12 protein-coding genes are annotated in these 13,007 nt (G+C 59.1%); all 12 read right to left on the bottom strand.

Annotation, left to right across the window (positions count from 1 at the left end):
* Nucleotides 1-435 precede the first annotated feature (435 nt).
* The 12 genes from ACI3L3_RS09140 to ACI3L3_RS09085 all read right to left on the bottom strand — a co-directional run bounded on the left by ACI3L3_RS09140 (nucleotide 436) and on the right by ACI3L3_RS09085 (nucleotide 12,989).
* Nucleotides 436-1,134: a thermonuclease family protein gene (locus ACI3L3_RS09140; RefSeq protein WP_404844806.1), complete on the bottom strand. Its 699-nt coding sequence runs from the start codon at nucleotides 1,132-1,134 to the stop codon at nucleotides 436-438.
* 116 nt (nucleotides 1,135-1,250) lie between these two features.
* Complete coding sequence (gene rpoD / locus ACI3L3_RS09135; protein ID WP_404844805.1) at nucleotides 1,251-3,020, bottom strand: RNA polymerase sigma factor RpoD; 1,770 nt, start codon at nucleotides 3,018-3,020, stop codon at nucleotides 1,251-1,253.
* Nucleotides 3,007-4,755 (bottom strand): DNA primase, encoded by a 1,749-nt coding sequence (gene dnaG / locus ACI3L3_RS09130; RefSeq protein ID WP_404844804.1) that lies wholly within the window; start codon nucleotides 4,753-4,755, stop codon nucleotides 3,007-3,009. Before dnaG ends, rpoD begins: the two co-directional genes overlap by 14 nt.
* A gap of 111 nt (nucleotides 4,756-4,866) precedes the next feature.
* Nucleotides 4,867-7,167 carry an endonuclease MutS2 gene (locus ACI3L3_RS09125; RefSeq protein WP_404844803.1) on the bottom strand — a complete coding sequence of 767 codons (2,301 nt, stop codon included), beginning with the start codon at nucleotides 7,165-7,167 and terminating at the stop codon, nucleotides 4,867-4,869.
* Between the two features lie 31 nt (nucleotides 7,168-7,198).
* Entirely contained in the window at nucleotides 7,199-7,648 is a 450-nt protein-coding gene (locus tag ACI3L3_RS09120; RefSeq protein ID WP_404844802.1) for a GatB/YqeY domain-containing protein, read from the bottom strand.
* A gap of 161 nt (nucleotides 7,649-7,809) precedes the next feature.
* Nucleotides 7,810-8,010, bottom strand: coding sequence for a 30S ribosomal protein S21 (gene rpsU, locus ACI3L3_RS09115; protein ID WP_404844801.1), 201 nt, complete (start codon nucleotides 8,008-8,010; stop codon nucleotides 7,810-7,812).
* A 218-nt stretch (nucleotides 8,011-8,228) separates the two neighbouring features.
* A complete protein-coding gene (locus ACI3L3_RS09110; RefSeq protein ID WP_404844800.1) occupies nucleotides 8,229-8,417 on the bottom strand; it encodes a hypothetical protein in 189 nt (62 codons plus the stop codon).
* 18 nt (nucleotides 8,418-8,435) lie between these two features.
* Nucleotides 8,436-8,708, bottom strand: coding sequence for an HU family DNA-binding protein (locus ACI3L3_RS09105; RefSeq protein ID WP_404844799.1), 273 nt, complete (start codon nucleotides 8,706-8,708; stop codon nucleotides 8,436-8,438).
* 303 nt (nucleotides 8,709-9,011) lie between these two features.
* Nucleotides 9,012-9,821, bottom strand: coding sequence for a 16S rRNA (adenine(1518)-N(6)/adenine(1519)-N(6))-dimethyltransferase RsmA (rsmA, locus tag ACI3L3_RS09100; protein WP_404844797.1), 810 nt, complete (start codon nucleotides 9,819-9,821; stop codon nucleotides 9,012-9,014).
* A 78-nt stretch (nucleotides 9,822-9,899) separates the two neighbouring features.
* Nucleotides 9,900-11,375: a trehalose-6-phosphate synthase gene (locus tag ACI3L3_RS09095; RefSeq protein ID WP_404844796.1), complete on the bottom strand. Its 1,476-nt coding sequence runs from the start codon at nucleotides 11,373-11,375 to the stop codon at nucleotides 9,900-9,902.
* A gap of 151 nt (nucleotides 11,376-11,526) precedes the next feature.
* Nucleotides 11,527-12,309 (bottom strand): trehalose-phosphatase, encoded by a 783-nt coding sequence (gene otsB, locus ACI3L3_RS09090; RefSeq protein WP_404844795.1) that lies wholly within the window; start codon nucleotides 12,307-12,309, stop codon nucleotides 11,527-11,529.
* A gap of 170 nt (nucleotides 12,310-12,479) precedes the next feature.
* The gene (locus ACI3L3_RS09085) at nucleotides 12,480-12,989 is read right to left on the bottom strand and encodes a DUF2062 domain-containing protein (RefSeq protein ID WP_404844794.1); all 510 of its coding nucleotides are present in this window, start codon (nucleotides 12,987-12,989) and stop codon (nucleotides 12,480-12,482) included.
* Nucleotides 12,990-13,007 lie beyond the last annotated feature (18 nt).

The raw sequence follows: 13,007 nt of genomic DNA, 5'->3' as shown, positions 1-13,007 counted from the left end.
TTGCGGTACACCGAGGCTCTGCTGAAAAGTTTGAGGTCCATCGGTCTGCTCCCTTCCCCACCGCACGGGGTCGCACGCGGGGCCGCGCCATAGCCAAAAGGCGCACGCAGCCGGGGCAGACTCAGCAACTATCAGGATGCCCGGCGGCGGATGGCGGCGCGCCATAGCCTCGCGGCTTGCGGCGGGCAAAGGGCGCACATGGCGGCGGCAAAAAAGCGCGCTGTGGGCCTTTTGCGCCAGCGGCGGCGCGTGGCCGCGCACAAACGCGTGAACCAGCGCCAAGCCGGGCATATTCCCCATTATCTCATGTAAGGGTCGGTCAGAATACGGTTTTCGCAGAACAGCGTCAAACAGAAAGAGAATTTTTGCCATTTCTGAAATTTTTCAAATGACAAAAATGGAAAGCACAATACAAATCAGAGCCTTACGACACGATCACTGCACCTGCCACCACGGCGAAAGTGAACGCGCGGCGCTATAGCCGTGCATATAGACGTCCTCCAGCGAGGAGAACTCCACGCGGTTGCGGGGGGATATCTTTTTCACTCGGCTGTTGCCCGCCGGATACGCGCGGCGGCTTCTGGCGTTGCCCACCCACGGCCCGCGCGCCACGGGCTGACCAAGCACGCGCGGCCAAAAACCGCGCTCGTGGCTGATGGCCTCGCGCTGCACAGCGATATAGCGCGAGATGAGCTCCGCCGGATGGTCGGGGAACCAATACAGCGAGGCATGCCCACTGCGCAAAAGTTCCTCGTTCACATTGGTGCCATCCAGCAAAATGATTTCACCAAGCACCCGGCCATAGCGGTCCGTGCCGCGCCCAACCGGGCGCACATGAAACGGACGCCCGCCCACAAGCTCCTGCAACGCGCCGCGCGAGCGGCCGGAATAGTACTGCCCCGGCGCGCCATGCTTGCCTGTTTCCGGCGCATCAATGCCCGTCAGCCGCACCCATGTGCCGCCAACAAGCTGAACGGTGTCACCGTCGGGAATCCACTTGGCCCATGCCAGTTCATCCGCGGCCGTCGTGCACCCGGTGCCGTGCCCCACAAGAAGGAAAAGCGCCATAGCCACAGCGCACGCCACACCGCGCCACGCGCGCTGCCTGCGCCAAAAGAACCGAATTCCACTCATACCTGCAAAATACTCCAGGCGCATCAATGCGTCAAAAGGCGCCCTGCCCTGCCAAACGCAAACGGCCCGCATGGTAAGCCATGCGGGCCGCGATGTCTGAGCAGGGAGGCGTAAGGCTAGTTTTCGTAGTACGACCTCAGCTGGGCACTCCTGACGGGGTGGCGCAGTTTGCGCAGTGCCTTTGCTTCAATCTGACGAATACGCTCACGCGTGACGTTGAAGAGTTTGCCGACCTCTTCGAGGGTGTGGTCGCTCTTCTCGCCGATGCCAAAGCGCTTGCGCAGCACCTGTTCCTCGCGGGGGGTCAGGTCGGACAGCACTCCGGCAATCTGTTCGCCAAGCTTGGTGTTGACCACTTCCTCTGCGGGTGCGGCGGCCTTCTTGTCTTCGATAAAATCTCCAAGGCTCGAATCCTCTTCGTCGCCGATGGGCGTTTCGAGGGAGATGGGTTCCTTGGCGATTTTGAGCACCTTCTTCACCTTGTCCAGCGGGTAGTCCATACGCTCGGCGATTTCTTCCGGCGTTGGGTCGCGTCCCAGCTCCTGCACAAGGTAGCGCGAGGTGCGGATAAGTTTGTTGATGGTCTCTATCATATGCACGGGGATACGAATCGTCCGGGCCTGGTCCGCAATGGCGCGGGTAATGGCCTGACGAATCCACCACGTGGCGTAGGTCGAGAACTTGTAGCCGCGCTGGTACTCGAACTTGTCCACGGCCTTCATGAGGCCGATGTTGCCTTCCTGAATCAGGTCCAGGAACTGGAGGCCACGGTTCGTGTACTTTTTGGCGATGGACACGACAAGGCGCAGGTTTGCGCGGATAAGCTCCTGCTTGGCGCGGTAGGCCATGCGGTTGCCGTGTTTGATGCGCCACAGCACTTCTTCAAGGTCGTGCACCTGATGGCAGCACTTGTCCTCAAGGCGCTTGAGGATTTCAATCTTGCCGGAGATGATTTCCTTAAAGGAGAACATCTCCTCCACGGTGAGTCCCAGCTCGCCAGCGGCGACCACGGGATTAATCTCGCGGGCGTCGAGCTGGTCGAACAGGTCGCGGATTTCCTGCGTGGGCTTACCGGTGGACAGCAGGTAGGCGGAAAGGTCGCGCTGACAGTTGTGCATCTGGCGCACGTAGTCGTTCACACGCTCGATGATGCCGTCGATAAGCGTCTTTTCGAGCTTGATGTCACGCAGCCTGTTAACGATGTTTTCCTTGTAGTCCAAAATCTCCTGCTGGAGATCGACCACTTTCTTTTCCGTGGTGGCGCACTCGTCCTGCTTGATGTACAGGTCGCGCTTGTCGATGTAGATTTCCCCGATTTCGTTGAGGAGGTGAATAACGCGCTGGCGCTGGTTCATCTCGTCTTCGCTGGGGTCGTCTTCCTCGATGGTCTTCACGACGTCCTTGAGCTTGACGCTGCCGTCCTCAAGGTCCTCACCAATGGAGACCAGTTCTTCGATGGCGACGGGCACTTCGACAAGGGCGTACAAGACGTCCAGCTCGCCCTCTTCGATCTTTTTGGCGATGTCCACCTCGCCGTCACGGTCGAGCAGGGACACAGCGCCCATCTCGCGCAGGTACATACGCACGGGATCCGTGCTACGCGAGGCGTAGTCCGTAGAGCTTTCCTCGCTCTCGGCCAGTTCCAGACCGGAGTCGTCGTCGCTGCTCTCCTGCGCATTGGCCAAGCGGATTTCGTCGCCTTCCTTTTCGGTGTCGACGATGGCGATGTCCATCTGCTCGAAGATGCCGATGACTTCTTCGATCTGATCCGGCTTGTTGATTTCGGAGGGCAGCGCCTTGCTGACTTCATCAAAGGTCAGAAAGCCCTTTTTCTTGCCCTGCGCGATCAACGCCTTGATCTGCTGGATTTCCTTAATGTTGCTCATCTAGCCTCCCTAAGATCTCCTGCTGCAACTGCAACAGCCGCTGCACTTCGGCGTGGTCGCCATTCATTTGCGCCCGTCGCAAGGCGTCGATGGTGAACCGCTTTTGGCAGTTCAACTGGACGCGCGAAAGATGCTCGCACACATCGCACCACTCTTTGTCCACTTGCTCTTCGCTGTCCGGTCCATCAAGGTTGCATTCCACCCAATACCGCTTTTCCGGTTCCGTAAGCAACGCAAAGATATCGGCATCCGGTTGGGTGACCATCTTTCCCCACAGACCATTGGCGAAGGGGGTTGAAAGAGCTTCCCCCATGCCCCTTGATTCCAGCTCCCGCACAAAGCGGGGGTTGCGTACGGCAAACCGCATGAGCTGGCGGTCAAGCTTTTCTCCCCGTGTGGACTGAGCGGTCCGGCGTGGCTGGTTTCCACCACCAGAACCCGCACCGCCTGAGGCGGCAGCCGCTTCACGCGTGCTGGCCTGCAGACGTTTTCGTAAATCCTGTTCGTTTAGTCCTATATTGAGGGCCACCTCGGAAATCAGCGAGGATTTCCACTCCGGGTTTTTCAGCCCGCTTAGGAACTTGTGGACCCAGTCCACCATTTCCCGTGTTGAGGTGCGCCCAACGGTTCTCAGACAGAACTTGAGTCCGTCCTCTGCCGATTCCATAAGCTGCGCGAACGCGTCCGCCCCTTGCGTCTGCAACAGGCTGTCCACGTCCTCGCCATCGGGCAGAAGGACCACGCGACACTTGAGCCCCTGTTCAAGAATCATCTCGCTGGAGCGCAGTGCCGCCTTGCGCCCTGCACCGTCGCCGTCAAAGACAAGGTACAGGTCGGAGCAGAAGCCACCAAGACGCCGCACCTGATGCGGAGTCAGCGCCGTTCCCAGCACGCCGCAGGCATTGGTGAAGCCGTACTGGTGCAGGGACAGAACGTCCGTATAGCCCTCCGTGAGCAGCGCGGTTTTCTTGTGCGCTATGGTCCGGCGGGCCTGAAACAGACCGTAGAGGTGGTCGCCCTTCACATAGATGGGCGATTCGCTGCTGTTGAGGTATTTCGGGTCGTTGCCTGTGAGCGTTCGCGCGCCAAAGGCAATAACCTGACCTGAAAGGTTATGTATGGGGAACATGAGCCGGCCGCGAAACCGGTCGTAAACATTGCCCCGTTCGTTCTTTACCAGCAAGCCTGCGGCTGCCGCGCGGTCGGGGGCAAAGCCCCGGGCGCGCAGGTGCTTTTCCAGCGCGTGCCAGTCGTCCAGGCTGTATCCCAGCCCAAACGCCGAAACCACCTCCGGCGAAAGCCCGCGTGAGACGATGTAGTCCCGCGCGATCTTGCCCGAAGGCGCGTCCAGATTCGCGCGAAAGAACTCTCCGGCCAGCGAGTGCATCTTAATGCTGTCGCTGCGCGCGCGGCGTCTGGCATCCGCCTCCGGATCCGGCTTAACGGTGGCCAGCTCCACGCCGAGTTCCTCGGCAAGCTGCGTCAGCCCTTCGCGGAAGTCCAGTCCGTTGATCTGACAGTAGAAATCTATCACATCACCGGACGCTCGGCATCCAAAACAATAAAAATATCCGTCCGGATGCACCGTGAAGGACGGTTTGGTTTCCTGATGGAACGGACATGGAGCCATCCAACGACCACCAGCGCGCTTCAGGTCCACATATCTGCGGACCAGCTCGACAATGTCGAGCCGCGACTTGATGGCTGCAATCACTCCAGAATCGAACTTTGCCATGCCCTTTCCTGAATGTTCTGCCACTCCCGGCTGCGGCGGCTTCTGCGGCACGCCCCGAGCGCAACACGTTCAGGGCGCTATGGCGCCGCATGCCCCGTCAGGCGAGACTCGCTATTTCAACTCCACAATGGTCATTCCATCGCCGCCCTGATCCTCTGGGGCCAAAGCGAAATGGTCAACCGGGGGAAAAGTCCGTAAAAAGTCGTGCACTTCGCGGCGCAGTGCGCCAGTTCCGCGCCCGTGGATAATCTCCAGCCGGTTCTGGCCGGACAGCACCGCGTTGTCCAAGTAGCGCGCCACCTCGGCCACAGCGTCATCCGCGCGCATGCCGCGCAGGTCCACCGTCAAGGCCGTGGGCGCCGAGGGCGCCACACTGCCGCCGGATGCGGCCTTGGGCTTCTCGGCGTTTTTGGTGGCCGGTGCCAGCTCGGAGAATTTGACCCACACGGACACGCCGCCCATGTCGATCTTGACGCGCTTTTTCCTGTCGTCCTTCTCCTGCGCCACACCGCTTTTGCCCCAGGAGCCATACACGTAGGACTCGCCGACTTCGACGTCCTCCCACTGGAACTGCTTGGGCTGCTCCGCTGTGGCGGAGGCGGCCCCGCTTCCGGCGAGCTTTTTGCGCTCCTCGGCCAGCTTCTTGCGGGCTTCCTTGTGACCGATTCGGCCATCGCGCCATTCCTTCAGAACAGTCTGGGCCTGCGCCTGAATCTCATCGATAAGGGCGCGCTTTTCACGCTCGAAACGCTCATTGAAGCGCACGCGCTTGTCGTGGAGCTTCTTGCGTTCGGCTTCAAGACCTTCCAATTCTTCCGCGCGGGACACGGCCAACGCGTTCAGGCGCTCCACAATCTTGGAGGTATCCGAACCGTCCAGCAGCAGGTACTGCTCGGCGCGCTCCAGAATCTCTGCGGGCAGGCCGTGCTCCTTGGCCACATCCAGCGCCTGACTTGCGCCCACCTGATCATAGGCAAGACGGTACAGGGGCTTTTTGGTCTGCGGATGAAAGAGCACCGACGCGGCGCGCACGCGCTCCTTACTCAGGGCGTAGGCCTTAAGCGCCGGAAAGTGCGTTGCCACGCCAAGCCACGCGTCACGGTCCAGGATGGAGTCCACAACCGCCTGCGCAAGGGCCGCGCCCTGACTCGGATCGGTTCCGGCTCCAAACTCATCCATAATCACGAGTGTGCGAGAGTCAACTGCACCAAAGGCGCTGGACAAATGTTTTATCTGCGCCGTAAAGGTGGACAGCGAGTTTTCAATGCTCTGCTCATCGCCAAGTACAACGAAAACTTTATCCCACGCCGGAACGCAACTGCCCTCGGCGGCACTCACCGGCAAACCAGACAGCGCCATCAGCGCGCACAGACCAAGGGTCTTGAGGCACACCGTTTTGCCGCCCGCGTTGCCGCCGCTGACCACCAGCGCCTGCTGGCCGTCCTCAAGCTCCAAATCAACGGGCACGGCGCTACCGCTCTTCATGAGCAGCGGATGCCGCACGTCGCGCAGACGCAGCGGGCTGTCCTCGCCAATTTCAATGGTGCGCGCGCCATACTCGCCCGCAAAGGCGGCCTTGGCGCACAGCATATCGCACATCACCACAAAGCCGTAGCTTGCCTGCAGCGCATCAAACTCCTGCCGCGCGAGATCCGTCAGATAGCGGAAAACCTTGCGCTCGGCTTCGCGCTCCTCTTGCTTGAGGTCCTGCAACTCGTTGTTGAGGTCCACAAGGAAAAGCGGCTCGCAGTAACAGGTTTCCCCGGTCTGCGAGTAGTCGTGAATGATGCCGCGCACGCGTCCCTTGGCGTTCGCCTTCAGGGGCACCACGTAGCGGTCGGACGAAATGGTGACATAGTCGTCCTGCAGAAAATGCGACAGCCCTTCGCCCTCAATGAAGTCCTTCACGCGCTTGGAGCAGCGGTTGTGGACGGAGCGAATCTCCTGACGCACGGAAAACAGCTCCGGCGACGCTTCGTCGCGGAGGTTGCCGTCGCGCCCGAGGCAACGCTTCAGGGCGGCGTGCAGCTTTTGCGGCCAGTCTGTCCCCGCCTTCTCGGCAAGAAGGGGGAAGCGTTCTTCGTCGGCCTCGGCGAGGCTCTCACGGGTTTCCTTCACCACGCCCAGCACATCGGCCAGCGCCCACAGAGCGTCTAGGTCCAGAAGCGCCGCCGGGCGTTCCAGATACGCAAAAAGCCCATCAAGGGAAGGAAAACCGCGAAGCCTGAAGCGCGTTTCCGCACTCCAGGCCAGCCACTGCCTCATGACTTCGAGTTCCTGCGCAAGGGCATCTTTATCCGCAAAGGGGCGGATGCCCTTCACGCTCTCGGCACCGGGCTCGGATACGCAGTATCCGGCGACCAGCGCCAGGACCTTGGGGAACTCAAGAAGCTGATATGTTCGAGAATCCATATGGTTCTAGTATTACTCTCGTGGCAAAAAATCAGGAATTAAGCTTGGAGCGGACAAGCGCGGACAGAGCCTTGCCGTCAATGCGGCCCTTGTAGGCGGCCGTGATGGCCCCCATCACCTTGCCCATGTCCTGCATGCCTGCGGCACCGGTTTTGGCAATGGTTTCGTCGACGATGGCGGCGACTTCTTCCTCGGTGAGGGGTTCGGGCAGGTAATCCTTCAGGATGGCCATCTCGCGGGCTTCCTGCTCGGCGAGTTCGGTGCGGCCAGCCTGCGTGTACTGGTCCACGGACTCCTGACGCTGCTTGACCTGCTTGGTCACCAGGTCGAGCACTTCGCCCTCTTCCGGCTCGCGCTGGAGTTCTACCTGCTTATTCTTTACGGCGGTCTTGAGCATCCGCAGAACCGACACGCGGTCCGTGTCCTTGGCCTTGTATGCGGCAATGAAGTCAGATTCGATTCGTTTGATGAGACTGCTCATGACATTCGGCTCCGTTGCGGTACCCTTTCGGACCCGCACTGCAAAGGATGGATAAACGGAAATGCGGGGCGGCGTCACCGCCGCCCCGCATAACTGTAAAGGGATCGGTCATGGTGCCCGCCTTGCGGCAGACTGCTAGCGACCTTCACGGTATGAAGGGCTTAGCCCATGTTCATTTTGCGCATCTTCTTGAGGAGCCTCTTACGGGCGGCAGCCATCTTCTTCTTGCGCTGCACGCTGGGCTTCTCGTAATGCTGGCGCTTCTTCATTTCGGACAGAATGCCGGCCTTTTCGACCTGCTTCTTGAAGCGACGCAGAGCGATATCGAAGTTTTCAGTATCTTCGAGGGTTACTCCGGGCACGTAAATCACCTCCCCTTGGGTGCACGGACATGTGCCGTGCCAATGTAAAGACGACTTCTTTAGGTCATATTTACCCAAAGGGCAAGAAAAAATCTAGGGAAAAGGGGATTTTCACCCCTCCTCCACTCGCGGGCAGGAGCGGAAAAAGCGCAGAAAAAACAACAGCCCAGTACGCACTAGGCGCACCGGGCTGCTTCGTTCGTCGAGAGACCGGAGGACTAATGCGAATTAGCGCCGGACTTCGGGTTGGCGACAGTATCGATGTAGGCTTTCACAGCGGCGTAGCCAAGGGCGAGACCGAGGATGCCCAGAACCAGATACAAGGTTCCGAAAAATACAACATGGTCGGGGGCCCACCAGGGGAGATCCCAGGGCAGGGCGCTGTGAAGAGTTTCTCCGTGAATCATAACTGTCCTCCCTAAGACTTATTTTACGGCGTCTTTCAGGAGCTTGCCAGGACGGAACTTAACAACCTTGGAAGAGGGAATCTCAATCTGTGCGCCGGTGCGGGGGTTGCGACCGGTGCGAGCCTTGCGCTCCTCAACCACAAAAGTGCCAAAGCCGGTCAGAGTCAGCTTGCCGTCTTTCACCAGCGTTGCTTCCACCGTATCCAGAAAAGCATTCAGGGAACGCTCAGCGTTGGCTTTGGTGATGTTGGCCTTCTCAGCGATTTTTACAACCAGATCAGCCTTCGTCATCAGTCCATTCCTCCTCATAGTGGTTAGTCTCTATCTCCCCAAAACAACTTCCTATCACCATGTCTGCTTTCGACGGAGGGCCGTACGTTTGACGCGGCATCCTTTGCGCGTCGATGCGAGACTAGTGCAACCTTATTGGGCAATGCGTTATACGCTTTTCTTGCCCCTTAAAGCATACAGGCGTTTATGTCCAGTAGTTATCAGGTTTTACCTGCTGCCTTTCGGGGGGCGTATATGGGCGGAGTCCGCATGGGGCGTTGCCTTACCGCCGCATTGAACATTGGCAACAGATTCTCAATCATGTCAAGCCATAAAATGAGTTTTTGTGAGAACTGACAAGGCCTGAAAGTGGTTCGGCGTCAAATCCTCGGGCCGAACTTTGGCGGAAAGGCCCTGCTGGCGGAACCATTCGTCCACCTCGTCATTCCACAATGATTTCAATATCTTACCCACCTGCTTACGCCTGTTCTGAAAACACAGCTTCACAAGGCCAGATAAGGCTCGTGGGTCAAAATGGCCCGGGTTCTCATGCGGGGTAAAGGACAGCACCGCAGACTCAACTTTTGGCCGCGGAATGAACACGTTGGGGCTGACAGTGAACTCATAGCGCGGCTTCACAAAGCTCTGCACCCATACCGTCAGCGCGCCATAGGCACGCCCTCCGGCCTCGGCAACGAGGCGCTGCCCCACTTCCTTCTGGATCATAAACACGGCGCGTGTGACGGCGCGGCCCCGGCTGAACAGCTCCCACATGAGCGGCGAGGCGATGTTGTACGGCAGATTGCCCACCACCTTCCACGAGGCGTCTTGCGGCAGCCCTTCCCAGCGGATGGACAGCGCGTCCGCCGCCAGCGGCTCGACGCCTGGGCACTTGTCACGCAGCTCCATGGCAAGCTCCAGGTCGCGCTCCACCGCGGCGTACAGCGCCGGATTGGCGTCAGCGATGTGCACGGACAGTGCGCAGTGCCCGGGGCCGATTTCAATGACCTTATCCTGCGGCTCAATATGCAGGGTATCGACGATTTTTCTGGCGATGTTGGCATCGTGCAGGAAATTCTGGCCGAAGCGCTTTTTGGCGTAGCGCCCGTATGCTGGATTCTGAATCTTTTTCACGCTGTTCTACTCAGTTGTGGCGCGCACGCCGGATACGAAAGGCTGGCAGGCAACAGGGCCGGCGCGCAAGGCTCCGGCTCATCCCTCGCTTGTATGGTAGTCCACGACCTCCTGCGGCGGAAAATCGTCCAGATGCTTGCCGAACGCCGCCTTGAGGAATGAATCAACCCACCAGTAGATGTCGAACTTACGAATCGTGGTTTGCATCTTGTGCATCCGGGAGCGCCTCTCGTCAAGGCTCATGTGGTAGCCCCGGTAAATCGCGTCGGCCACGCCCTCCACGTCGTGCGGGTTCACAAGCAGCGCCCCGCGCTGCAACTGCGCCGCCGCCCCTGCAAACTCGGACAGCACCAACACCCCGTCGCCAGTGACGTTGCAGGCGCAGTACTCCTTGGCAACAAGGTTCATCCCGTCGCGCAGGGGCGTCACCAGCGCCACCTTGGATGTGCGGTAGTAGGCCACCAGCTCGTTGCGGTCGAGATTGCGGAAAATGTAGTACACCGGGACCCACCCCGGCTCCGAAAACTCGCCGTTAATCTCGCTGACAAGGCTTTCGATGCGCCGCTTCATGTTTTGATATTCGGGCACCTTTTCGCGGCTTGGCACCACCACCTGAACAAGGGATATCTTCTCGCGCAGTTCGGGATACTTGGTCAGCAGCATCCGCATGGCCTCAAGGCGCTCGGGGATGCCCTTGCTGTAGTCGAGGCGGTCCGCGCCCAGCACCAAATCGCGCCGCCGAAAGGCATCATGCACCTGATCGCCCAGCTCTGCGGCGGCGCGGGTGCGCGCCTGACTGGAAAAGTCCTTATAATCAATACTAATGGGGAAATACCCGGCCTTGATAACGCGCCCCTCGCCCCGGATTTGCACCACGGGTCCGCGCCCCGAGGGCTTGTAGCCCTTGCACAGCGTGGTCACGCACTGCAAGAAGTTGCGGCGGTCGCGAAAGGTCTGAAAGCCCACAAGGTCAAAATCGAGAAGCGCACGGATGACCTGATGCCGCCATGGCAGCTTCAAAAAGATATCCAGCGGGGGAAAGGGAATATGCAGGAAGAAACCCGTCCGGCGCGTTTCGCCCTTCTCCTTCAGACGCGAGGCCACGTGCATGAGGTGATAGTCATGCACCCACACGTAGTCATCCGGCGTGGAGACCTGGGCGATAACGTCGGCGAACTTTCCGTTCACATCGTAGTAGCTTTTGAAATATTCGGGGGCAAAGTTGCAGCGGGACTGCACATCATGAAACAGCGGCCAGATGACTTCGTTGGAGAAGCCCTGGTAGAAGCCCTGCACGTCATCTTCGGTGAGGTTGACGCCGTGCAGGGTGTAGCCTGCTTTCTTGGAATATTCCGCAAGATAGGGACCAAGGTCGACATCGCTGCCCGCTCCGGGCCAGCCGATCCAGTCCCCGCCCCGGTTGCGTAAAACAGGGGCCATTGCTGTGACCAAACCGCCCTTGCCCGATTCGATTTCCCATTCGTCGCCATCGCGCTTAAGGGATATGGGCAAACGGTTTGAAACCACAAGCAAGCGAACTGCATTTTTTGGCATTGAACACCTTGGGAAGAGATTGCACAACGGGCGGGAATTGATCCCGCCCCAAAAATCACTTCATTTTGTACAGAAAACACTCCACAAATGCAAGGAATTCAAGAAAAAGACAACGCCAGCCCTCCACATAGATCAACATCCGCCATCATCATTACAGTGTTTTATCGACTGCGCTCAAGAACGCCAACACTTCCTCCGGTGGCCGCAGAACCCATATTGCAAGGCTTGGGCGGTCCTCGTTCTGCACCAAAATACCAATCCCCTGTCCGGTAATGGCGGCGAAGGCGTCCTCGTCCGTGGCGTCGTCGCCAAGGTAAAACACCACATCATCGTCGCCGACCTCCTCCAAAATGGAGAGCACGGCGGTATCCTTGGTGAATCCGGGGGACCGCACTTCCGCCCCCCCGTCAAAGGTGGCAAAAGTCAACCCGCCGCCATCAGCCAAGCTCTGCCAATGGTTCGACACCCACGCAAAGGCCTCGTCCTGCACATCGTCATCCAGACTCCGCAGGTGAAAGGCCACGCATCCCGGCTTCACTTCCAGATTGTCCACGTACCCGGCCTCGCGCGCCATGGCCTCGGCCCGTTTCAGAGCGGTTTCCGCCCCCGGCGCGATATCAAACAGCTGCCGCTCGCCATTTGGGAGCAAGCGCTCGCCGCCATGGCTCCCCCAGACCTCGGGCTGATGTGGCAGCCCCAGCAAACGCACAAGGTCATCGCAGGAGCGTCCCGTCACAAAGACCACCCGGCAATGGGGATTCTCCATCAGGTGCTCAATCACCTCGCGCACGCCATCATAGGGCACGGCTTTCGCGGGGTTGGGGACAAAGGGGGCCAGCGTTCCGTCATAATCCAAAATAAGCACGCAGCGCCGCGCCTTACTCAGGTCGCTCCAGAATTCCTCATCGCCTTGAATAACGGACCAGCGTTTCACAAACCTTCCTCCGGAAAGAGACTGTGGAGACACTTCTGCGAGTATGCCTGAAAAAAACATAACATTTCAAGTGGCAATACCACTTCGCCCCCGCACTCCCCTTCCGGGCGGCGCGCACAAAAAAGGCCCCGGAAGTTCCGGGGCCTTATTGTGGGACGAAATAACGCGGCCTATTTGGCCTTACGGCCAAGGCGTTTACGCAGCAGCCGGAGCATCCGGCGCTTTCTGTAGCCCACCACCATGCGGCGGGTAATGAAATAGGTGGCAATGGACGCGGGGATGCCAAGCAGCAGCCCACCCGTCACCATCATGGCGAACAGCTCCCATCCTGTGGCGATGAGCTGGCTCATCTCCAAATGCTTGGGGTCGAACCCCGGTCCGTCAAAGGGCAGAACCCAGCGCCCAACCAGATACAGGCCGTAATAGAAAAACGGCAGATCAATGGGGTTTGATATCCACGTGCCGAGGGCAGCGGCGATTTTGTTTCCCTTGAAGATAAACGCAAGGGTCAGCACCGCCACGGTCTGGAATGGCACAATGGGCATAAAGCCGATGAAAATGCCAAGGGCAAGACCGAGGGCAATGCAATGCGGCGTCGCCCCAAGGCGCATAATGCGCAAGTAGGAATAGCGGATCCAGCGCCGCAGCCGGACCCACCTTGAAACAAGCTCTGTATGCATATGTTTTCAGATAGAAAT

Source organism: Desulfobaculum sp. SPO524 (assembly GCF_044987625.1).
Lineage (GTDB): Bacteria > Desulfobacterota > Desulfovibrionia > Desulfovibrionales > Desulfovibrionaceae > Desulfobaculum.
This window is presented reverse-complemented; position numbering and strand designations above follow the sequence as displayed.

Excerpts from the sequence above, each read along its gene's own strand:
- rpoD (WP_404844805.1), bottom strand. The coding sequence starts at position 3,020 with ATGAGCAACATTAAGGAAATCCAGCAGATCAAGGCGTTGATCGCGCAG.
- dnaG (WP_404844804.1), bottom strand. The coding sequence starts at position 4,755 with ATGGCAAAGTTCGATTCTGGAGTGATTGCAGCCATCAAGTCGCGGCTC.
- ACI3L3_RS09085 (WP_404844794.1), bottom strand. The coding sequence starts at position 12,989 with ATGCATACAGAGCTTGTTTCAAGGTGGGTCCGGCTGCGGCGCTGGATC.
- ACI3L3_RS09095 (WP_404844796.1), bottom strand. The coding sequence starts at position 11,375 with ATGCCAAAAAATGCAGTTCGCTTGCTTGTGGTTTCAAACCGTTTGCCC.
- ACI3L3_RS09120 (WP_404844802.1), bottom strand. The coding sequence starts at position 7,648 with ATGAGCAGTCTCATCAAACGAATCGAATCTGACTTCATTGCCGCATAC.
- ACI3L3_RS09125 (WP_404844803.1), bottom strand. The coding sequence starts at position 7,167 with ATGGATTCTCGAACATATCAGCTTCTTGAGTTCCCCAAGGTCCTGGCG.
- ACI3L3_RS09140 (WP_404844806.1), bottom strand. The coding sequence starts at position 1,134 with ATGAGTGGAATTCGGTTCTTTTGGCGCAGGCAGCGCGCGTGGCGCGGT.
- ACI3L3_RS09105 (WP_404844799.1), bottom strand. The coding sequence starts at position 8,708 with ATGACGAAGGCTGATCTGGTTGTAAAAATCGCTGAGAAGGCCAACATC.
- ACI3L3_RS09110 (WP_404844800.1), bottom strand. The coding sequence starts at position 8,417 with ATGATTCACGGAGAAACTCTTCACAGCGCCCTGCCCTGGGATCTCCCC.